General features: G+C 70.7%; 18 protein-coding genes. 10 read left to right on the top strand and 8 right to left on the bottom strand.

Features of this window, described 5'->3' with window-relative positions:
- Nucleotides 1–223: 223 nt before the first annotated feature.
- The 4 genes from IC605_RS08615 to IC605_RS08600 form a co-directional block, all read right to left on the bottom strand.
- Nucleotides 224–2680, bottom strand: coding sequence for a cbb3-type cytochrome c oxidase subunit I (locus IC605_RS08615; protein ID WP_216321781.1), 2457 nt, complete (start codon nt 2678–2680; stop codon nt 224–226).
- Nucleotides 2677–3918 (bottom strand): cytochrome c oxidase subunit II, encoded by a 1242-nt coding sequence (coxB, locus tag IC605_RS08610; protein WP_246580571.1) that lies wholly within the window; start codon nt 3916–3918, stop codon nt 2677–2679. The genes IC605_RS08615 and coxB overlap by 4 nt, the downstream gene beginning before the upstream one ends.
- A gap of 230 nt (nt 3919–4148) precedes the next feature.
- On the bottom strand, nt 4149–5087 hold the full coding sequence (locus IC605_RS08605; RefSeq protein ID WP_216321778.1) for a heme o synthase: 939 nt from the start codon (nt 5085–5087) through the stop codon (nt 4149–4151).
- Entirely contained in the window at nt 5084–6079 is a 996-nt protein-coding gene (locus IC605_RS08600; protein WP_216321774.1) for a COX15/CtaA family protein, read from the bottom strand. Before IC605_RS08600 ends, IC605_RS08605 begins: the two co-directional genes overlap by 4 nt.
- A gap of 179 nt (nt 6080–6258) precedes the next feature.
- On the opposite strand from IC605_RS08600, the gene IC605_RS08595 reads away from it, so the two are divergent.
- Together IC605_RS08595 and panB are read left to right on the top strand one after the other, a co-directional pair.
- Nucleotides 6259–6738 carry a DUF420 domain-containing protein gene (locus IC605_RS08595; RefSeq protein WP_216321771.1) on the top strand — a complete coding sequence of 160 codons (480 nt, stop codon included), beginning with the start codon at nt 6259–6261 and terminating at the stop codon, nt 6736–6738.
- A gap of 89 nt (nt 6739–6827) precedes the next feature.
- Complete coding sequence (gene panB, locus IC605_RS08590) at nt 6828–7649, top strand: 3-methyl-2-oxobutanoate hydroxymethyltransferase (protein ID WP_216321768.1); 822 nt, start codon at nt 6828–6830, stop codon at nt 7647–7649.
- 112 nt (nt 7650–7761) lie between these two features.
- Here panB and IC605_RS08585 read toward each other — a convergent pair whose 3' ends face one another.
- Nucleotides 7762–9222 (bottom strand): sigma 54-interacting transcriptional regulator, encoded by a 1461-nt coding sequence (locus IC605_RS08585; protein ID WP_216321764.1) that lies wholly within the window; start codon nt 9220–9222, stop codon nt 7762–7764.
- 71 nt (nt 9223–9293) lie between these two features.
- Here IC605_RS08585 and IC605_RS08580 point away from each other — a divergent pair, with 71 nt between their 5' ends.
- The 8 genes from IC605_RS08580 to IC605_RS08545 all read left to right on the top strand — a co-directional run bounded on the left by IC605_RS08580 (nt 9294) and on the right by IC605_RS08545 (nt 16037).
- Nucleotides 9294–9749, top strand: coding sequence for a GNAT family N-acetyltransferase (locus IC605_RS08580; RefSeq protein WP_216321751.1), 456 nt, complete (start codon nt 9294–9296; stop codon nt 9747–9749).
- A 123-nt stretch (nt 9750–9872) separates the two neighbouring features.
- The gene (locus tag IC605_RS08575; protein WP_216321749.1) at nt 9873–10376 is read left to right on the top strand and encodes a hypothetical protein; all 504 of its coding nucleotides are present in this window, start codon (nt 9873–9875) and stop codon (nt 10374–10376) included.
- Nucleotides 10377–10483: 107 nt separating this feature from the next.
- Entirely contained in the window at nt 10484–11899 is a 1416-nt protein-coding gene (gene gatB / locus IC605_RS08570) for an Asp-tRNA(Asn)/Glu-tRNA(Gln) amidotransferase subunit GatB (RefSeq protein ID WP_216321747.1), read from the top strand.
- A gap of 88 nt (nt 11900–11987) precedes the next feature.
- Nucleotides 11988–12632 carry a hypothetical protein gene (locus IC605_RS08565; protein WP_343216549.1) on the top strand — a complete coding sequence of 215 codons (645 nt, stop codon included), beginning with the start codon at nt 11988–11990 and terminating at the stop codon, nt 12630–12632.
- A 366-nt stretch (nt 12633–12998) separates the two neighbouring features.
- Nucleotides 12999–13985, top strand: coding sequence for a carbohydrate kinase family protein (locus tag IC605_RS08560; RefSeq protein WP_216321744.1), 987 nt, complete (start codon nt 12999–13001; stop codon nt 13983–13985).
- Complete coding sequence (gene mltG, locus IC605_RS08555) at nt 13982–15013, top strand: endolytic transglycosylase MltG (RefSeq protein WP_216321742.1); 1032 nt, start codon at nt 13982–13984, stop codon at nt 15011–15013. The genes IC605_RS08560 and mltG overlap by 4 nt, the downstream gene beginning before the upstream one ends.
- Nucleotides 15014–15060: 47 nt before the next feature.
- Nucleotides 15061–15252, top strand: coding sequence for a hypothetical protein (locus IC605_RS08550; protein ID WP_216321739.1), 192 nt, complete (start codon nt 15061–15063; stop codon nt 15250–15252).
- Nucleotides 15249–16037 (top strand): YetF domain-containing protein, encoded by a 789-nt coding sequence (locus IC605_RS08545; RefSeq protein WP_343216548.1) that lies wholly within the window; start codon nt 15249–15251, stop codon nt 16035–16037. Before IC605_RS08550 ends, IC605_RS08545 begins: the two co-directional genes overlap by 4 nt.
- Nucleotides 16038–16040: 3 nt before the next feature.
- Here the strand turns inward: IC605_RS08545 and IC605_RS08540 are convergent, their stop codons facing one another.
- From IC605_RS08540 to IC605_RS08530, 3 genes are all read right to left on the bottom strand, one after another.
- On the bottom strand, nt 16041–16406 hold the full coding sequence (locus IC605_RS08540; protein WP_216321734.1) for a 2Fe-2S iron-sulfur cluster-binding protein: 366 nt from the start codon (nt 16404–16406) through the stop codon (nt 16041–16043).
- Nucleotides 16407–16609: 203 nt separating this feature from the next.
- Nucleotides 16610–17512, bottom strand: a complete 903-nt coding sequence (locus IC605_RS08535) for an alpha/beta fold hydrolase (RefSeq protein WP_216321731.1) — start codon at nt 17510–17512, stop codon at nt 16610–16612.
- A gap of 80 nt (nt 17513–17592) precedes the next feature.
- Nucleotides 17593–19314: an adenine deaminase gene (locus IC605_RS08530; RefSeq protein WP_216321728.1), complete on the bottom strand. Its 1722-nt coding sequence runs from the start codon at nt 19312–19314 to the stop codon at nt 17593–17595.
- Nucleotides 19315–19339: the final 25 nt, after the last annotated feature.

Genomic DNA, 19339 nt, shown 5'->3' with positions numbered 1-19339 from the left:
GTCAACCTTCGCTGGCAACGCCGACTGCACCTCTCCGCGATCTGAAGCCAAGGGCAGGACAGCGGGGCGACGGTTCACGTCGCCCCGCTGCCTCTTCAGCTACTGCGCAACAAGTCTTCAGCCGTCAGCGGTCAGCACAAGACAAAGGAGGAGGGGTGGGAACGCTCGTCACGTCCCCACCCCTGATGGCTGAAAGCTGATTGCTGACCGCTTCCCCGCTACCTCACCACGCGTAGAAGATCGCCACGATGAACAGCCACACCACGTCCACCAGGTGCCAGTACAGGCTGGCGGCGGTGAGCGAGCCGTGGTTGTACTTGTCCATCTTGCCGGTCAGCGCCTGGTAGTACGGCAGGGCGACGCCGGTGCCGCCGATCAGGATGTGCAGGCCGTGCAGGCCGACGATGGTAAAGAAGCACGACTGCCACAGGTTCTGGCGCCAGTCGCTCTCCACCCCGAAGAGCGTGAACTCGTAGACCTGGAAGAGCATGAAGATCACGCCCAGCAGCAGGGTGATGAACAGCCCCAGCCGGAACCAGGTGTAGCGCCCGTGGTGGTGGTCCTGTTCGGCCTTGTGGATCACGAAGGAGGACGACACCAGAATCAAGGTGTTCAGCGCCGCGAGCCAGATGTTGGGGCGCAGGGCGGGCGGCTCGGCGGCCCCGATGATGCGCAGGTACACGTAGCCGCCGATCAGGACGCCGAAGAGGCTGACTTCCGAGATGATGAACCACGCCATCCCCATGAAGCCGTTGTCGTACTTGGTCAGGTGGTGGTGCTCGACGGGCACGGCGTACTCGCGCGTCCCGGCCCACTTGAACAGCGACCAGAAGAACAGCGGCAGGGAGGCGTACAGCACCAGGCTGGCGATCACGTGCCCCAGCCCCGCGTCGAAGAAGGGCTCCAGGCCGCCCGTCACCGTGAAGTTGGTGAACCACCCGAACGAGAAGCCGTACCCCATCAGCAGCAGGCTGAGGGCCGTCATGAAGGGCCAGATCGAATCGACCGGCAGGTGGATCGACCGCGGATCGACCGGCGTGAGCTTGTCGCCGTTCTTCTCCCAGTCGTAGAGCGGGCGCTCGGTGGGGAAGGTGGTGGGGAATTCGTGCGCGAAGTTGTACGCGGCGGGAGGCGAGGCCGCCGTCCACTCCAGCGTGAAGCCGCCCCAGGGGTTGGGAGAAGCCGTGATGGGCCGCCGCATGCTCTGAAGCATGTTCCACACGAACACGACGCCGCCCGCGAGCAGGGTCAGGGCGCCCAGGGTGGAGAGGAAGTTCAGCTCGGTCCAGGTCCAGTTGCCCGCCGGGTAGGTGTAGTAGCGCCGGGGCATGCCCATCAGGCCCAGCACGTACTGCGGCAGGAAGGTCAGCCACGAGCCGATCATGAACAGCCAGAAGTGCCACAGCCCGATCCGCTCGTCCATGAAGCGGCCCGTCATCTTCGGCCACCAGTAGTACAGGCCGCCGAAGGCCAGGAACGCCGTGCCGAACATCATCACGTTGTGGAAGTGCGCCACGACGTAGTAGCTCATCGTGACCTGGTAGTCGAAGGGCACCATTCCCAGGGACACGCCCGTGATTCCGCCAATCAGGAAGTTGAAGATGAAGCCCACCAGCCAGTAGGTCGGCGTCTTCATCAGGATGCGCCCGCCCCACAGGGTGCCGATCAGGTTGAAGATCTTGACGCCCGTCGGCACGGCCACGATCAGGGTAGCGACGGCGAAGGCGATCTGCCACGCTTCGGGCAGTCCTACCGCGAAGAGGTGGTGGACCCACACCAGCAGGCTGACGAGCACGATGCCGAGCAGCGAGTACACCATCACCCGGTAGCCGAACAGCGGCTTGCGGGCCATCGTGGAGGCGATCTCGGCGCCGATCCCGAGGTAGGGCAGCAGCATCACGTACACGGCGGGGTGCGAGTAGAACCAGAAAAACTGCTGCTGCAAGATCGGCGAGCCCCCGATGCCGGGGTTGAACATGCTGATGCCCAGCTTGAGTTCGAGGTACACGACGAGCGCGGCGGCCGTCAGTCCGCCCAGGCTGACCAGCTGGAGGATGCTCGTGGCGAAGATGCTCCAGCAAAAGATCGGCATCTTCCACAGGCTCATGCCGGGGGCGCGCAGGTTCACGATGGTCGCCGCGAAGTTCGCGCTGCCGAGCAGCGACCCCAGGCCGTTGAGGATGATCGCCACCATGAAAACGGTGGCCCCCGTCTGGTTGCCGTCCACCACCAGGGGGTAGGGGAAGGTCCAGCCCACGCCGGGCACGCCGCCGTTCCACATCGCCGAGATCACCAGCACGAGGCTGAAGATGAAAAGCCACACCGCGAAGGTGTTCACGCGCGGCAGCGCCACGTCACGCACGCCGAGTTGCAGCGGCAAGAAGAAGTTCCCGAACCCGAAGAGCCCGATGGGAATCAGGAAGAAAAAGAGCATGACCACCGCGTGGACGGTGAGCACCTGGTTGTAGCTGTTGCCCACGAGCAGCGTCTGGTCCGGCAGCGCGAGCTGCAACCGGATGGCGACCGCGAGCAGCCCCGCCAGGGCGAAGCCGAAGATCGACGTGATGATGTACAGGAGCCCGATCTTCTTGTGATCGGTGGTCATCATGTAGTCCTTGATGACCTCCCACGCACCCCGGCGGACGGTCGCGGTGGTTTGCGGCGCTTGCTGAACCGTCACTGAGTTCCTCCTTCGTCGCCGATGGCGCGGTCGGCGCTGCCCTGGGAGTTGCCCGCCCCGATCACGGGCACGCCCCGCCAGTAGTCGGCTTCCTCCGGCAGACGCAGGGTCCGCAGGTAGGCGGCCACATCCTCCAGCTCACCCCGGGTCAGCACCCCGCCCCGGCGCACCTCCCCGTTCACCCGGTAGGTCGCCCCGTTGTAGGTCGGCATCTGGCTGCCGGGCTTGACGCCGGGGCTGTTCGCCAGCCAGGGAATCAGCATCTCCTGGGCCTCGCGGCCCTCCCACATCCCCGCGCCCAGCGTGCGGCGGGTGCCGAAAAAGCTTAGGTCGGGCCCGGCGGCGCCGTTCGCGGGCGTGCCCTGCACCCGGTGGCACGCCGCGCAGGCGAGCGCCCCCGTCGAGGGCTTGCCCTGCATGAAGATCGTGTACCCGCGCGCCTCGGGGCTGCCGGGAGCGGGGGTGGGGGCGCGGTAGGTCTGGGCGGTGCGCAGGAACGAGTTGTAGCGCTCCGGCTCCAGCGCGATCACCCGGTAGCGCATGTTCGCGTGGCTCGCCCCGCACAGCACCGAGCACTCGCCGTAGTACACGCCCACCCGGTCGGTGTCGATCTGCCACGTCTTCTGCGAGCCGGGAATCGCGTAGCGTTGCCCGCCCAGGTTGGGGGCCCAGAAGCCGTGGAGCACGTCCCCGGCCGTCATCGTCAGGGCGATCTGGTTGCGGGTGGGGATCACCAGCTCGTTGCCGTTGGTCACCGTGCCCCCGGCGGCGGCGGGAGCGCCCGGGTAGCCGAAGTTCCACCAGAACTGCCGGGCGAGCACGTTGATGTCCACCGCCTCGCGCGGGGTGGGGTTGATGCGGGCCATCGTCCGCACCGTCAGGATGCTCAGCAGCATCACGATCAACACGGGCACGACCACCAGAATCACTTCCAGCCGGTTGTTGCCGTGGAACTGCGCGGGCGGGGCGTCGTTGCGGTCCTCGCGGAACTTGCGGACCGTGTAAAACAGCGCCCACGACACGGCGGCGAAGATGATGATCGACAGGGCGATGGCCGGAACGCTCATCCAGAAGACTTCGCGGTTGTTCGCCGACGCCATGTCCCCGAGGCTGATCAGCCTCTCGGACTGACAGCCCGTGAGCAGCGTCGCGGCCAACCCGAGCAGACCCGCCTGCACGGCTCGGCGCGGCAGACCTCCCGGCGGTCCGCGTCTGGGGCGGCTATGGTTGGTGTTCAACTTCACTCCTTTCCTCTTTCCTCTTCCCCCCAGTCTAAGGCGTTCTTCAGGCTTGTGTGCCTTCCAGGCCACACCGCCGTGTGTGCCTCCACACGCCGTTCGACCGAGCGGTCAGGGGTAGGCATATGAGACCAGATGAAGCGGTGGGCAAGTGTCCTGAACCCCGTGCCAGGGGCAGAAAAATGTGGGGGGACGGCTACCTTCCGCCGCCCCCTGCCCCGTCGCCCTGCCTACGCCGTCAGCACCCGGTCCACCGCCCCCGCCACAAACAGCAGCGCGAGGTAGAGCATCGAGTACAGGTACAGCGGCACGGCGACCCGCCGCTCGACCGCCCCCCCACCCATGACGTGCCGGTACAGCCGCCACGAGCGCGCGAGCAGCAGCCCGCCGAGAATCAGCGCCACCACGAAGTACAGCAGCCCGACCTCCCCGATGAAGACCGGCATCACCGACAGGACCACGGTGTACACGGCGTACAGCCCGATCTGCGCCACCGTCAGCCGGTCGCCGTGCACGACGGGCAGCATGGGGATGCCGACCTCGCGGTACTCCTCCTTGATCATCAGGGCGAGCGCCCAGAAGTGCACGGGCGTCCAGAAGAAGATGATGGCGAAGAGAAACCACGCGAAGAGGTTGAGGTCCCCCGTCACGGCGGCCCAGCCCACCAGGGGCGGAAAGCACCCGGCGGCGCCGCCCAGGACGATGTTGTGCCACGTCGTCCGCTTGAGCCAGAGCGTGTACACGACCACGTAGGTGAAAAAGCCCGCGAGGCTCATCCAGGCCGCGAGCGGGGTGGCCCAGAACCACAGCATCAGGAAGGACAGGACTTGCAGCGCCGTCCCGAAGATCGCCGCGTCGCGGGTGGAGATCAACCCGCTGGAGGTGGGCCGGTTCGCCGTGCGCTTCATCTTGAGGTCGATGTCGCGGTCCACGATCATGTTGAAGACCCCCGCCGACCCGGCGGACATGTACCCGGCCAGCGACACGACCACGAGCAGCCCCAGCCCCGGCCAGCCGCGCGCCGCCATCACCATCGCGGTGAGGGTGGTCCACAGCAGCAGGCTGATGACCTTGGGTTTGGTCAGCGCCAGGTAGTCGCGCCAGGTCGCGCGCGGGGCCTCGGTCACGGGGGAGAGGATATCGCCCCGGAGAATGGGTTCCGTCGTCATACGTTCACTCCTGCCCGGGCGGGCACCCGGCTCGACTGAGCCGCCGGGGCACTCAGGGCGCGGTACGCCAGCGTCACCGTCACGAGCCACATCCCGCACGCCAGCAGCAGGTGGGTGAGCTGCATCCAGGCCGGGGCCTTGAGGGCCACGTTCAGGAAACCCGCCAGCATCTGCACGCCGATGAGGCCGACGAGCGCGAGGCCCCAGCGGCCCACCTCCGGCGAGGGCCGCAAGCGGCGCAGCGCCCCCACCATCCAGATCAGGTACGCGCTCGTGAGCACGGCGAGCAGGGGGTGGATCACCCGCAGGTTCTCGATCAGCCCCGCGGTGGCCCCGAAGTCGCGCCGCACCGTGTCGAGGGGCGTGCCGGGCGCGGGCGCGAAGAGCAGGTCGCCGAGCGCCGTCACCGCCCCCGCCATGCCGAGGACCAGGGTCAGGCCCAACCCGAGCGCGGTCAGGCCGAGGGTGCGGCCCTGGCCCCGCAGCCGCAGCCTTGGCCCGCCCGACGCCCAGAAGGCGGTGAGAAGCAGGGCTCCCAGCAGCAAGAAGGTGTTGGCGAGGTGGACGCCCTGCACGAACCCGCGCGCCGGGTCGGTGGAGTCCGCCGTCAGCCCGAGGAGGACCTGCACGCCGCCGACGAGCCCCTCCAGCACGATCAGGCCGAGGCTGAGGAGCGCCCCCAGCCGCACGGGGTGGCCCCTGGGGGTCACCAGAAAGGCCAGCCCGGCGAGGGCGAGCGCGAGCACGCCGCTCAGGCCGCTCGTGAGGCGGTGGCTGAATTCGATGACCGTGTGGAGGGCCGGGCTCTGGGGCACGACCACGCCGTTGCACAGCGGCCAGTGGTCGCCGCAGCCCGCTCCCGCCCCCGTGATGCGCACGACCGCGCCCCAGAGGATCACCAGCACGTTGTACGCCAGGGCCGCCCAGGCCAGCCGGGAGAGCCACGCTCCCGCACCCGGGCGGGACACCGCCACGACACGACTCACTTCCATGCACCGTCCTTCCAATCGAAAAACGGGCGCCCTGAGGACAACGCCGCAAAGAGGTCCAGGGGCCCGGCGGGATCAACGCCCCCATTCTAGGCGGGCGCGGCTGAAGATTGTCCCCCGCCCCTGCCCGTCTCACCCGCCCGGGGTCACCTGCCCCGGCCCCCCTCGCCTAGACTGCCCATGTGGCGGCGATCATCAACCAGTGGGCAGTCATCACCATCGTCCTGAGCGGCCTCGCGCTCGTGGCCGGGGTGTACTTCATCCGGCGCGGCAACCGCGAGGCGCACCTGCGCGCGATGGCGACGGCGAGCGCGCTGGCGACCGTCTTCCTGGTGCTCTACCTCACCCGGCTGGGCCTGGGCTACGAGAAGAAGTACGTCGGCCCGGACGCGTGGCGCGGCGCGTACTTCGCCCTGCTGATCAGCCACATCATCCTCGCGGCAGTCAACCTGCCGCTCGCCCTCGGCGCCCTGTACAACTCCGTCAAGGGGCTGCGCCTGGCCGGGAACCTGGGCAACATCGGCGCCCCCGCCGCCCGCAAGTATTTCAACCGCCACCGCGCCTGGGTGCGCTGGACGGTCCCCGTGTGGCTCTACGTCGCCGTGACGGGCTGGGTGATCTACCTCGTGCTGGGGCGGTACGGGGAGGTCGTCAAGGGATAGAGAGGAAGCGGTCAGCTCTCAGCGGTCAGCCGTCAGCAAAAGCCCCCGGTGGCTGATCGCTGGCGGCTGAAAGCTGATAGCTTCCCCCCATGAAACGCAGCGTTCCGGACCTCCTGCACGCGCAGGAGCCGCTCGTGATGGTGACCGCCTACGACTACCCGGGCGGTCGGCACGCCCAGGGAGCGGGGGTCGACCTGATCCTCGTGGGGGACTCGCTGGGGAACGTGGTGCTGGGCTACGACTCGACCGCGCCCGTCACCCTGGGCGACATGATCCACCACGCGCGGGCGGTGCGGCGGGGGGCGCCGGAGACCTTCATGGTCGTGGACCTCCCCTTCGGCACCTACCACACGGGCGTGACGGACGCCATGCGCGCCGCCGTCCGCGTCATTCAGGAGACGGGCGCCGATGCCGTGAAGATGGAGGGCGCCACCCCCGAGGTGCTGGAGGTCGTCTCGGTCCTCGCCCGCAACGGGGTCCCCGTGATGGGCCACGTCGGCCTGATGCCCCAGACCGCCACCGCCCAGGGCGGCCTCAAGGTGCAGGGCAAGGACGAGGAGAGTGCGCGCCGCACGGTGGACGGTGCCGTCGCCCTGGAAGCGGCGGGAGCCTTCGCCGTCGTCCTGGAGGCGGTGCCCGCCCGCCTCGCCAGACTCATCACCGAGCGGCTGCACGTCCCCACCATCGGCATCGGGGCGGGGGTACATTGCCGGGGGCAGGTGCTCGTCTACCACGACCTCCTCGGCGTGTACGAGGGCGAGGAGAAGAAGATTTCCAAGCGGTACGCCGAGCTGGGCCGGGAGGCGAGGGAGGCCATCGCCACCTATGCGCGGGAGGTGCGGGCGCGCGAGTTTCCGACGAAGGAGCAGAGCTTCGTGATGAAGGATGAGGTGCTGGGAAAGCTGTATTGAGGGGTTAGGAGTTAGGGGGAAGGGGTTAGGAAAACAGGGGAGCGCGTTTGCCCGTGCAGTGGCGAACGCGCTCTTCCCTAAAACCTACCTCCTAATCCCTAACCCCTCCCCCTCAGTTCCAGCGTCCCCCCCGCTGCTGCCGGGTCTCGGGCTCGGGCGCCGCGTAGGTCTCCTCGGCGCGGCTGAGCTTCTTGCGCCCGTACAGGCCCTCCAGGATGAACTCGGCGGCGGCCACGCGCACGGCGTCGTCGTTGCTGCCCGCCACCGTGACGGCGAGGTCGGTCAGGCCGGGAACCTGGCGGGTGGCCTTCATCGCTCCGCTGGCGTCGCCCGACTGGAGGAAGCGGAAGACGTTGCCCTCCTCGAACCACTTCTCCAGGTCGCGGGTGTCGGCGCTGGCGAGGTGGCGGGCGTACACGGCCCCGGCGGCCTTGCGGATCACGTCTCTCGCCACCGTGTCGGCGCCCTTGAGTTCGCCCTCGTACTCCAGCTCCATCTTGCCGGTGATCGCCGGGAGCCCCGCGTACACGTCGCTGACGCGCACGACCGGGTGGTCGCCCTGGGTCAGGGAGCGGCGCTCGGCGTTGGCCGACGCCACCTCCATCAGGCTGATCGGGAGGCGCTGCGAGACGCCGGACATCTTGTCCACCCGCCCGTCCTCGCGGGCCTGGAAGGCGATCTCCTCGATCAGCTCGGCCATGAAGTCGGGCACGATCACCCCGGTGTCGCGCACCGCCTCCTGCGCGGTGATGCTCATGCCCTCGCGCACGTCGGTGGGGTAGTGGGTGCGGATTTCACTGCCGATGCGGTCCTTGAGCGGCGTGACGATCTTGCCGCGCGCCGTGTAGTCCTCGGGGTTGGCCGAGAAGACGAGCATCACGTCGAGTTCGAGCCGGATCGGGTAGCCCTTGATCTGGACGTCGCCCTCCTGAAGGATGTTGAAGAGGGCCACCTGCACCTTGGGCGCGAGGTCGGCGAGCTCGTTCACCGCGAAGATGCCCCGGTTGGCGCGCGGCAGCAGCCCGAAGTGCATCGAGCGGGTGTCACCCAGGGACGTGCCCAGCCGGGCCGCCTTGATGGGGTCCACGTCGCCGATCAGGTCGGCCACCGTCACGTCGGGGGTGGCGAGCTTTTCCACGTAGCGGTCGCCGCGCGGCAGCCAGCGGATGGGCAGGTCCAGGCCGTGCACTTCGAGCAGGTGACGGCCCTCCGCCCCGATGGGGTTGAGGGGGTCGTCGGGCATGTCCACGCCGTCGATGACGGGCACGAATTCGTCGAGCAGGCCCGTGATGGCGCGCAGGATGCGGCTTTTCGCCTGACCGCGCAGGCCGAGGAGGATGAAGTTCTGGCGCGCGAGGAGCGCGTTGGTGAGCTGAGGAATCACGGTCTCGTCGTAGCCGATCACGCCGGGAAAGAGGTCCTCGCCCGTGCGCAGCTTGCGCGTCAGGTTCTCGCGCACCTCGTCGTGGACGAGCCGGATGCGGCCGTCGAAGGGTGCGCGGCCCGCGTATTCCGGCGTCTGAAGCAGTTCTCCGAGCGTCCTGGCCTTCACCTGTCCCTGTACGGCAGTCATGATGCGGGGAAGCTAGCACGCACGTCTGGGCGCGAATGTGCGGCTGGCGGGAGAAACGGCAGAGTGGAGGGATGCTTCCTGCTGCCTTCCGTCCCGCCACGTCCACCGACGCCGACACCATCGCCCTGCATCGTTACTCCGACGAGGCCGACGCCCACGAGCGCCCCATCTACGCCGTCTGGGTCGCGGATGCCCTCAGACGCGGCGTGTACGTCGGCTTCCTCGCCGTAGACGGGGAGGAGGTCGTGGCGGGCGCGGGCCTGACCCTGCTGGAGTGGGGACCCTCGCGGGGTGACCCCAGCCCCTTCCGGGCGCGGGTGGTCAATGTCTGGACGCACCCGGGGCACCGCCGTCGTGGCCTCGCGCGAGAACTCGTCACCCGCTGCCTGGGCGCAGCTCAGGAGCGCGGCGTCTCCCGGGTCGGCCTGGGCACGAGCGAGCTGGCCCGGCCGCTGTACGGGGCGCTGGGCTTCCGGGCGAGCGGGGCGGAGATGGAGTGGCGGGTCGCCACACCGGGCCGGGGGTGAGTGTCCGGCTTCCCGCAGGTAAACCTTCATGCATCTTTCTCGCGGGCTCGGCGCGGGCGGCGCTCCCTACGCTTGACGGGAAGGCCTTGCCCTTCTCCCCGCTCCCGTCAAGGAGGTTTCGTCATGTTGAGGTCCGTCCTGCTGTTTGCCCTCGCGTTGGCCCCCCTGTCTGCCCTGCCCGCCGCCCGCGCCCAGACCTCGGACCTGACGTGTACGGGCACCCTCAGCGGGCGCACCCTGGACCGCGACGTGAAGGTCCGGAACGGGGCCACCTGCACCCTGGTGAACGGCCGCGTGAACGGGGATATCGAGGTCGAACGCGGCGGCACCCTGATCATGCGCAACACCACGGTCAGCGGCGACGTCGAGGGGGATGACGGCTTCCGCGCCGTCACCGTGACGGGCAGTGTCGTCAACGGCGACCTCCAGTTCGAGCAGGGCGGCAGCGTCCGGGTCGAGAATGTCCGCGTGAACGGTGACCTCGAACTCAAGCGCAACACCGGCGCCGTGCGCGTGACGCGCACCACCGTGAACGGCGACCTGGAGTGCGAGGGCAACCGGGTCGCGCCCACCGGGGGCCAGAACCGCGTGAACGGCGACCGCGAGGGGCAGTGCCGGGCGTTGTAGGGGCAAGGGGCGGAGGGCGAGAGGCGGCGGCTCCCTGAAGCCCCCCGCCTCTGCCCCCTCGGTGCCGCCCTCCGCCCGGCCTTTGCCCCCGCGCTAGACTCCCCCGCATGTACCGTGCCGTCATCGGGCTCGAAGTTCACCTGCAACTGAAGACGCGCAGCAAAATCTTCAGCGCGTGTCCCGCCGACTACCACGGGGCCGAGCCCAATGCGTTCACCGACCCCCTCACCCTGGGGCTGCCCGGCACCCTCCCCACCCTCAACCGCGAGGCCGTCGAACTCGCCCTGATGTTCGGCCTCGCGCTGGGCTGCGATGTCTCGGGCTTCACCCAGTTCCACCGCAAGAACTACTTCTACCCCGACGCGCCGAAAAACTTCCAGCTCTCGCAGTACGACCGCCCCATCGCGCGGGACGGCGCCCTGGACGTGGGCGGCGGGCGGGTCCGCATCAAGCGCGCCCACCTGGAAGACGACGCCGGGAAGCTGCTGCACCCCACCTACGCCCCCTACAGCCTGCTCGACCTCAACCGCGCCGGGTCTCCCCTCATCGAGATGGTGACGGAGGCGGACATCACGGGAGCGGAGCAGGCCCGCGCCTTCCTCACGGCGGTGCAGGCCATCGCCCAGTCCCTCGGGGTCAGCGACGCCACGCCGGAGGAGGGCAAGATGCGCTGCGACGTGAACATCAGCGTTCACAAACCCGGCGAGCCCTGGGGCACCAAGGTGGAGGTCAAGAACCTCAACTCCTTCCGCTCGGTGGAGCGCGCCATCGAGTTCGAGGCGGCGCGGCAGGAACGGGTGCTGAGCACGGGGGGCCGGATCACCCAGGACACCCTGGGCTGGGACGAGGGCGGGGGCAAGACCTTCCTGATGCGCACCAAGGAGGGCGAGGCCGACTACCGCTACTTCCCCGAGCCCGACCTCCCGCCGCTGGACATCACGCCGGAGTGGATTGAGCGCGTGCGGGCCCGGATGCCCGAGCTGCCCGCCCAGAAGCGCGAGCGGTACGGGCGGGCGGGGGTGCGGGGGAGCGACGCGGAGACGCTGAGCCTGAACGTCCCCCTGGGCCGCTTCTACGACGAGGCGCTGGCGGCGACACCCGCTCCCGACGCGCAGAAGCTCGCCAACTGGCTGCTGACGGACGTGACGGGATTTCTGGCCGCGCGCGAACAGACGATCCGGGATACATCCCTCCAGCCCGCCCACCTCGCCGCCCTGGTGCGCCTGATCGACGCGGGCACGATCAGCGGCCGGGTCGCCAAGGACCTGCTCCCCGACGTGATGGCCGGGCAGGACCCGGAGGCGCTGGTGCGCGAGCGCGGCCTGACCGTGGTGACCGACACCGGAGCCATCGACGCCGCCATCGACGCCGCGATGGGGGCGGATCCTGCCACCGTGGAAAAGGTGCGCGCCGGAAACGCCAAGGCGATGAACGCCCTCTTCGGTCCCGTGATGAAGGCGACCGGGGGCAAGGCCAAGCCGGAAGTCGTGCGCGAGCGGCTGCAAGCGAAGCTGGGGCTGTGAGGGGGAGCCGTCAGTTCTCAGCCGTCAGCCGTCAGCGTGGGTCCCTGGTCCTTGCTGGCGACTGGCGGCTGGCCGCCGGAGACTCCCCGTGACCCCCGACCGCTGGCGCTCGGCCGCCCTCGCCGCCCTGACGGTGCAGGTGATGGGGCTGTTTGCGGTCGTCGGCTACGCGCTGTGGCGCGGCAACTTCTCGGAGGGGGCGTGGCTGAATGCGGTGGAGGCGTTCCTGGCCGGGCTGGTGCTGGCGTGGTGGACGGCGGTGTTCCGGCGCGTCACGCTCGGGTGGGCGGTGCCTGCCGGGGACGGGGCCCTGCGGGCGCTGCGTCTGACGTTTCCCTGGCTCACGTCCTTCCGGCTGGTCCTGTGGTTCCTGCTCCTGCTGAGTCTGGCGAACGGCGCGGCGCCCGAGGCGAACACCGTCGCCCTGACGGCCCTGATGACGGTCTGGCCCGCGAGCATCCTGGTGGGGAACGCGGTGTACGGCACCCTGGCCCGCCTCGCCCCGGGTCCCGCCGACCCCCTGCGGCGCAAGCGGCTCGCCGACTGGCTCAACGTGGCCGCCGCGCTCAGCCTGGCGATGGCGGTGTTCAACGTGGTGCCCGTCGCGGGGTTCACCTCCGTGCCCCGGCTCTCCGACGTGCTCGTCTACGGCCTCAGCGGCGCGGTGGACGTGCTTGCCACCCTGCTCGCCCTGCGCGCGGTGGGGGCGGCGCCCGTGGGGGAGGAGGGCTGAGGCGAGACGGGGCCCGGGAAATCGCCTCCAGGCCTATCGGGCCCGGCTCGCAGCTCTTCTGGAGCGTTCGACACGAGAATGCCGACTGGCAGACGGCGAAGCGAAAGCGCCGCGCAGCCTCCCCCGCTGTGTGCGAGACCCTTCGCCTGGGCTCAGGGTGATCACTTTTCTCCCGTCACATGCTCTCAACCCTGCCGTCGGAGGGATGGAAACGGCCCACGAGTGGCGTTGCCTCCCGGAGCGCCTCCCCCTCCGCACGGGCGATGATCTCGCCGCGCTGCACGCCCTTCTCCAGGAGGAAGTGGGCCGCCTCACGCCTGGGGCACCTTCCGCCCCGGGTGCGGGAGGGTATGCTGCGCGTCAGTCATGACTCAGGATCACCTCAAGCACGGGCGCGGATTGCCAGGACCGCTGGTGTCGCTGGGCGACCTCGCGTGGGACGTGCTCGCCAAGCCCGACACCATGCTGATGGCCGGGGGGGACACGACCGGGCGCCTCGAACTCTCGGGCGGCGGCTCGGCCGCCAACCTCGCCGTCTGGGCGAGCCGCGCCGATTTTCCCTCCGCCTTCGTGGGCAAGATCGGCCGCGACCGCTTCGGCGAGCTGGCGACCGCCGAGCTGGAGGCCGAGGGGGTGACGGGCCACCTCATCCTCAGCGACGAGCACCGCACCGGCGTCATTCTCGCCCTGATCGACCGCCGGGGCCAGCGCGCGATGCTCACCGGGCAGGGTGCGGACTGGGAGCTGCTGCCGGGGGAGCTGCCGCGTGAGGTCCTCGCGGGCGCCGGGCACCTGCACCTCACCGCCTGGAGCCTCTTCCGCGACCCGCCGCGCGCCGCCGCGCTGGAGGCCGCGCGGGTCGCCAAGGCGGGCGGGGCGACGCTGAGCCTCGATCCCGGCAGCTTCCAGATGATCGGGCAGATGGGGCGCGAGGACTTCCTGGAGATCGTGGACGCCGTGCCCTTCGACCTGATCTTCCCCAACCTCGACGAGGCCCACGCCATGAGCGGCTGCACCGACCCGGACCGGGCCCTCGGCTGGCTGCGCGGGCGCTACCCGCACGCCCTGGTGGTCCTCAAGCTCGACGAGAAGGGTGCGCTCCTCGAAGGCCCCGGGCAGCCCCGCACCCACGTCCCGGCGACAGATGACCGCCTGATCGACGCGACCGGGGCCGGGGACGCCTTCGGGGGCGCCTTCCTGGCCGGGTGGCTGCGGCACGGGGACGCCGCCTCTGCCGCCCGCCTCGCCGTGCAGGTGGGCGGGTGGGTGGTCGCCCGCTTCGGCGCCCGGCCCCCCGCCGACGCCGATCTGCACGCCCGGCTCGCCGCCTTCCGCCCGGAGGTGGGCGCGTGACCCGGCTGCGGGGCAAGGGCACGCCCCTGTGGGTGTGGCTGCTCCTGGTCCTCGTCCTTCTCCTGCTGCTCGCGGCGGGCGGGGTCTTCGCGTTCCTGCGCAGCCTCACCGGCCCGGCGGGGGGGCAGGCGTACACGCTGGAGGTCAAGCCCGGCGACACGCTCCCCGCCGTCGCCCGGCGGCTGGAGGCGCGCGGCATCGTGAAAAACGCCCGCGCCCTGCGCTTCGTGATGGACCGCAACGGCACGGCGGGGAGCCTCAAGGAAGGGCTCTACGACCTGAGCGGCACCATGAACGTGTATCAGGTCGCCGAGAAGCTCGCGGGCCCCGCACGCATCCCCACCGTCAGCGTGACCATCCCCGAGGGGCGGCGCATTCAGGACATCCCGCCCATCTTCGAGAAGGCGGGCTTCGCGGCGGCGGCGGTCCAGGCGGCCCTCAACGACGCCTCCCTCAGCCAGTACGCGCGGGGCAAGCAGAAGAACCTCGAAGGCTTCGTCTTCCCCGCCACCTATGAGTTCCGGGTGGGCGAGAGCCCGAAGAGCGCCGTGCAGGAGATGGTGGCCCGGATGGAGCAGGAGTTCACGCCGGGGAACGTGGCGAAGGCCAAGGCCCTGGGGCTCGGCGTGCGCGACTGGGTGGTCCTGGCGAGCATGGTGCAGGCCGAGGCCGCCAACGACGAGGAGATGCCGATCATCGCCGGGGTGTTCCTCAACCGCCTGCGGGACGGGATCAAGCTCGGCAGCGACCCCACCGTCGCCTACGGGCTGGGCAAGGACCTCCCCGAACTCGACCGCAGCGCCGGGGACTTCACCCGGGACACGCCGTATTCGACCTACACGCGGGAGGGCCTGCCCGCCGGGCCGATCAACAACCCCGGCCAGGCCGCGCTGTTGAGCGTCCTTTCCCCCGAGCGCAAGCTCCCCGACGGACGCGACGCCCTGTACTTCCTGCACGGGCTGAACGGCAAGATCTACGTCAACCACGACTACAACGCCCACCTGCGCGACATCGACCGTTACCGCTGAGGGGCCGCGTGACATCACAGCAGGACCCGGGCACTTAGACTCCTCTCATGCCTCCCCGTGACTTTCTGGAACGCCGCAATACCCTGTGGGCGCGGCTGCGTGAACTGACCCCGGGCACGCCCGACTTCGGGGCCACCCTCGCCGAACTCTCCTCGCTGATCGGCTGGGAGCGGGAGCGGGTCCTGGCGGGGCTGGGCCTGACGCCGGAGGACGCGCCGCCGGGCAGGGAGGGGGCGTGAGCGCCGGGGGCGGCACGGAGATCGTCCCCTTCGACCTGGGGCGGATGTTCCTGGGGGACGTGCCGCCGCTCTTTTTGCTGGAGATCGTCTTCCGCACCGGGGTGATCTTCCTGTGGCTGGTCTTCCTGCTGCGGGTGACGGGCAAGCGCGGGCTGGCGCAGCTCAGCCCCCTCGAACTCGCCATCGTGATCGCGCTGGGGTCGGCGGCGGGGGACCCCATGTTCTACCCGGAGGTGCCGCTGCTCCACGCGATGCTGGTGCTCGCGCTCGTGGTGGGGTTCCAGCGGCTGCTCGCGCACCTCGTGATCCGCAGCGAGCGGGTCGAGACCTTTGTGGAGGGCACGCCGGTCGAACTCGTGCGCGACGGGGTGATCGGCCGGGCGGCGCTCGACCACGCCGGGCTGAGCCGCGAGGACCTCTTCGAGCGGTTGCGGGCCCAGGGGGTGCGCCAGCTCGGGGAGGTGCAGCGCGTGTATTTCGAGCAAGACGGCAACCTCTCCGTCTTCATGCGCTCGGAGGGCGCCCCGGCGGGCCTCCCGGTCGTGCCGCCGTGGGACCTCGAACCGCCCCGGCGCCTTCCGGCGGGTGAGCCCCACGTGGGTGAGGTCGCCTGCACGAACTGCGGCACGCTCCTCACGCCGAGCGGGTCCCTGCCCCCCTGCCCCCGCTGCGGGTGCGACGCCTGGACCCCCGCCACGACCGATCCCCTCGGGGGCGGGGGTGGCGGAGAGGCCCAGGGCGGGGGAGGAAGCGGTCACGGCCCGCCGGGCACGGGCTCGGCGTGAGGCTCAGGCCTGCGCCTCACGCGGGACCCACTGCGGCTCGGGCTCGATGTGCTCGGCGGGGGCCTTGCCGGGTTCCAGGCCGCTCGACCGCGCCGTCTGGAGGGGCGTGAGGTCCATGTCCCCGTGGCACTCGATCTGGCAGGAGAGGCGGGCCGCGCCCAGCAGCCCCTTTTCCGCGAGCTTGTCGCGCTCGGCGACCGTCATGACCGTGGGCTCGCCCCCCGAAAAGCTCACCCGGCAGGTCGTGCAGCGCGCCTGCCCCCCGCAGCGGTGGAGGATGTCCACCCCGCCCCGCTCCAGCGCGAGGACCAGCCTCTCGCCCTCGCTCCCTTCGATAACCCCGTACCCCTCGACCGTGATCTGCGTCATGGGGGCAGCATGGCATGGAGGGCAGGCGGGGGGCACCGCGACCGGAGGAAAGATGAACCTCGACGGGCTGGACCACCGGACCGTGGAAGCCGGGCGGGCCTGTGCGCGCGGGGAGATCGCGGTGGGCGAGGGGCGGGCCGCCGAATAGGAACGGGAGCGGCAACGGCGTCACCTGCCGGTGATGCTGTAGCCCGTTGCCGTTTTCAACCTGCGGAAGAGCGGAGGGCGAATCCCGGCAGGGGGCGCCTCAACTCTTCCGGTGACGCCGACAGGAACTCGGTCAGGAGGTTGTTCACCCGCACCGGCTCGTCCCGCATGACCCAGTGGCTCGCGCGGGGCAGGCGCACCACCCGCAGGTCCGGCACCCAGCGCTCCAGCCCGTCCGCGTGTTCGGGGAGGAGGGCCACGTCGCGCTGGCCCCAGATCACCAGCGTCGGCACCCGCATCTGCCCCCCGGGCGCGCTCTCCCGACGGACCCGCTGGGAGCGCCGCAGCGCCCGGTAGTAGTTGATCATGCCCGTCGCGGCACCCGGCTGGTCCCACGCCTCGCGGTACAGGCGCCGGTCCTCGTCCGTGTAGGCGTTCGGATTCGTGCCGTGCAGCGCCCACGCGCCGAAGCGGTGCAGGAAACGCTCGGGCAGCCAGGGAAGCTGGAAGAAGAAGATGTACCACGACCGCCGCCACTGCGCGGGCCTGCGGGCCACCTGCCGCGCCCGGGCCGGATGCGGCGCGTTCAGGATCACCAGCCGCTCCACGACCGAAGGCTGCCGGATCGCCAGCGCCCAGGCGACGATGCCGCCCCAGTCGTGCCCGACCACCCGCGCCTGCTCGTATCCGAGAGCGCGGATCAGGGCCGCCACGTCCTCCTGCAAGGTGCCCACCCGGTAGGCGTCCACGCCCGGCGGCTTCTCGCTGAGGTTGTACCCCCGCAGGTCTGGGACAACCACCCGGAAGCCCGCGCGGGCGAGCGGCCCGATCTGCCCCTCCCACGACCGCCAGAACTCGGGGAAGCCGTGGAGGAGCACGACGAGCGGGCCCTGGGGGTCGCCCGCCTCGACGTAATGCAGGCGCACCCCGTTCACGACGATCTGCTGATGGGTCGGCATAGGGGGCAGTCTTCAGGACGGGCGGGAGGGATCGGTGCGAGGAGGGGAAACGTTTCTTGAGCTGGGCGGCCGGACCTCCCTCATCCCCCCGCCCGTTCGAGCCGGGCGCTGGGGGCGTCGGGGCTCGATTTCGCCTCGCGCGGGAGGAGCCGCCACGCCCCCACGTCGAGCAGGCCGCGCGGGGTGAGCTTGAGGGCCGGGATCACGCTCAGGCCCAGGAAGCTCAGGGTGGTGACGGGGTAGGGGAGGGTACAGCCCAGCGCGCGGGCCGCCGCCGTCACCCCCGCCAGCCCGGCGGCGGCCTCGCGCGGGGGCAGGTCGCTCATCAGCCCCGCGAAGGGGAGGGGGAGATGAGCGCGCACCTCGCCCCCCGCCACCACGACCACGCCGCCGCCCATCGCCTCTAATGCCCGGCCCGCCGCCCGCACGTCCGCGTCCGTGCCCCCCAGCACCGCGACATTGTGGGCGTCGTGCAGCACGCTCACCCCCAGCGCCCCGCCCGTCATCCCGGTCCCGGAGGTCCAGCACGCCGCGTGCTCTTCCCGCCCGTAGCGGTCGGCGACGACGAGCCGTGCGTCCCCGCTGCCCGGCGCCCCCACCCCGGTCGTGATCTGGCTGGGGTGCACCTCCATGACGGGCCAGTGTTCCGGCACCTCGAAGGTCGCCCGGTCCCACCCCGGCCCCAGGTCCACCCCGCCGTCGGCCAGGGGTGGGGTCACGCCCCCGGCCCGCGCCTCCCGCCCGCCCACGAACGTCTCCAGCACCTCGAAGCCCTGAAGGTCGCGCAACAGCACGAAGTCGGCGTGATAGCCGGGCGCGACGAGTCCGAGGTCGCGCAGCCCCCAGTATTCGGCGGGATTGCAGGTCACGAGCGCCACCGCGTCGGCGGGGTGCAGGCCGCCCGCCACGCAGGCACGCAGCAGGCGGTCGAGGTGCCCCAGCTCCAGCAGTTCGTCCACGCTCACGTCGTCGCTGACGAGCATGGCGCGGCGGGGTCGCTCCCGCAGGACGGGGAGGAGGGCCTCCAGGTTCCGGGCCGCCGAGCCCTCGCGGACCATCAGCCACAGCCCGGCACGCAGCCGCTCGCGGGCCTCGTCCGGGGTGGTCGCCTCGTGGTCGGAGTGGACGCCCGCCGCCGCGTAGGCCATCAGGTCGCGCCCACCGACACCCGCCGCGTGGCCGTCCACCCGCCCGCCCCGGCCCGCGTCGAGCACGTCCCAGACGTGGGGGTCGCCGCCCAGCACGCCGGGGTAGTTCATCAGCTCGGCGAGGCCCAGGACGCCGGGGAGGCGCAGGGCCGAGGCGACCTCCGCCGCGTCCATCCGCGCCCCACCCCGCTCGAACCCGCTGGCGGGCACGCACGACGGCACCGAGGCGAAGACGCGCAGGCCGGACGTTCTCCCCGCCTCCAGCATCCAGGCGAGGCCGGGCGCCCCCAGCACGTTCACGACCTCGTGCGGCTCGGCGACCACCGCCGTCGTGCCGCGCGGCAGCACCGCCCCGGCGAAGCGGGCGGGCGTCAGCAGGCTCGACTCGATGTGGACGTGCGCGTCCATGAAACCCGGCGCGAGGAAGGCCCCCCGCGCCTCCACCGTCCGCGCCGCCCGCGCGCCCGCGCCCGTGCCCACGAGGGCGGCGACCCTCCCCTCCGCGACGAGCACGTCCGCCCCGAACACCTCGCCCGTCGCGGGCTGCACCACCTGTGCCCCGCGCGCGAGGAGGTCGCCCTCCTCCAGCCCGCGCGCCACGCGCACCAGCCGCTCCCGCCCCGCCCGTTCCCCGCCTGCCTCCGCTGCCCTCATGACGCAGTGTAACCGTGCCCCGGCG

The sequence above is a fragment of the Deinococcus aestuarii genome, assembly GCF_018863415.1.
In the GTDB taxonomy this organism is placed as follows: Bacteria; Deinococcota; Deinococci; order Deinococcales; family Deinococcaceae; genus Deinococcus; species Deinococcus aestuarii.
This window is presented reverse-complemented; position numbering and strand designations above follow the sequence as displayed.

Coding starts and splice junctions, on each gene's coding strand:
- IC605_RS08530 (WP_216321728.1), bottom strand. CDS start 19,314: ATGAGGGCAGCGGAGGCAGGCGGGGAACGGGCGGGGCGGGAGCGGCTG.
- IC605_RS08600 (WP_216321774.1), bottom strand. CDS start 6,079: ATGGAAGTGAGTCGTGTCGTGGCGGTGTCCCGCCCGGGTGCGGGAGCG.
- panB (WP_216321768.1), top strand. CDS start 6,828: ATGAAACGCAGCGTTCCGGACCTCCTGCACGCGCAGGAGCCGCTCGTG.
- IC605_RS08585 (WP_216321764.1), bottom strand. CDS start 9,222: ATGACTGCCGTACAGGGACAGGTGAAGGCCAGGACGCTCGGAGAACTG.
- IC605_RS08560 (WP_216321744.1), top strand. CDS start 12,999: ATGACTCAGGATCACCTCAAGCACGGGCGCGGATTGCCAGGACCGCTG.
- IC605_RS08540 (WP_216321734.1), bottom strand. CDS start 16,406: ATGACGCAGATCACGGTCGAGGGGTACGGGGTTATCGAAGGGAGCGAG.
- IC605_RS08550 (WP_216321739.1), top strand. CDS start 15,061: ATGCCTCCCCGTGACTTTCTGGAACGCCGCAATACCCTGTGGGCGCGG.
- IC605_RS08605 (WP_216321778.1), bottom strand. CDS start 5,087: ATGACGACGGAACCCATTCTCCGGGGCGATATCCTCTCCCCCGTGACC.
- gatB (WP_216321747.1), top strand. CDS start 10,484: ATGTACCGTGCCGTCATCGGGCTCGAAGTTCACCTGCAACTGAAGACG.
- IC605_RS08535 (WP_216321731.1), bottom strand. CDS start 17,512: ATGCCGACCCATCAGCAGATCGTCGTGAACGGGGTGCGCCTGCATTAC.
- IC605_RS08575 (WP_216321749.1), top strand. CDS start 9,873: ATGTTGAGGTCCGTCCTGCTGTTTGCCCTCGCGTTGGCCCCCCTGTCT.
- IC605_RS08580 (WP_216321751.1), top strand. CDS start 9,294: ATGCTTCCTGCTGCCTTCCGTCCCGCCACGTCCACCGACGCCGACACC.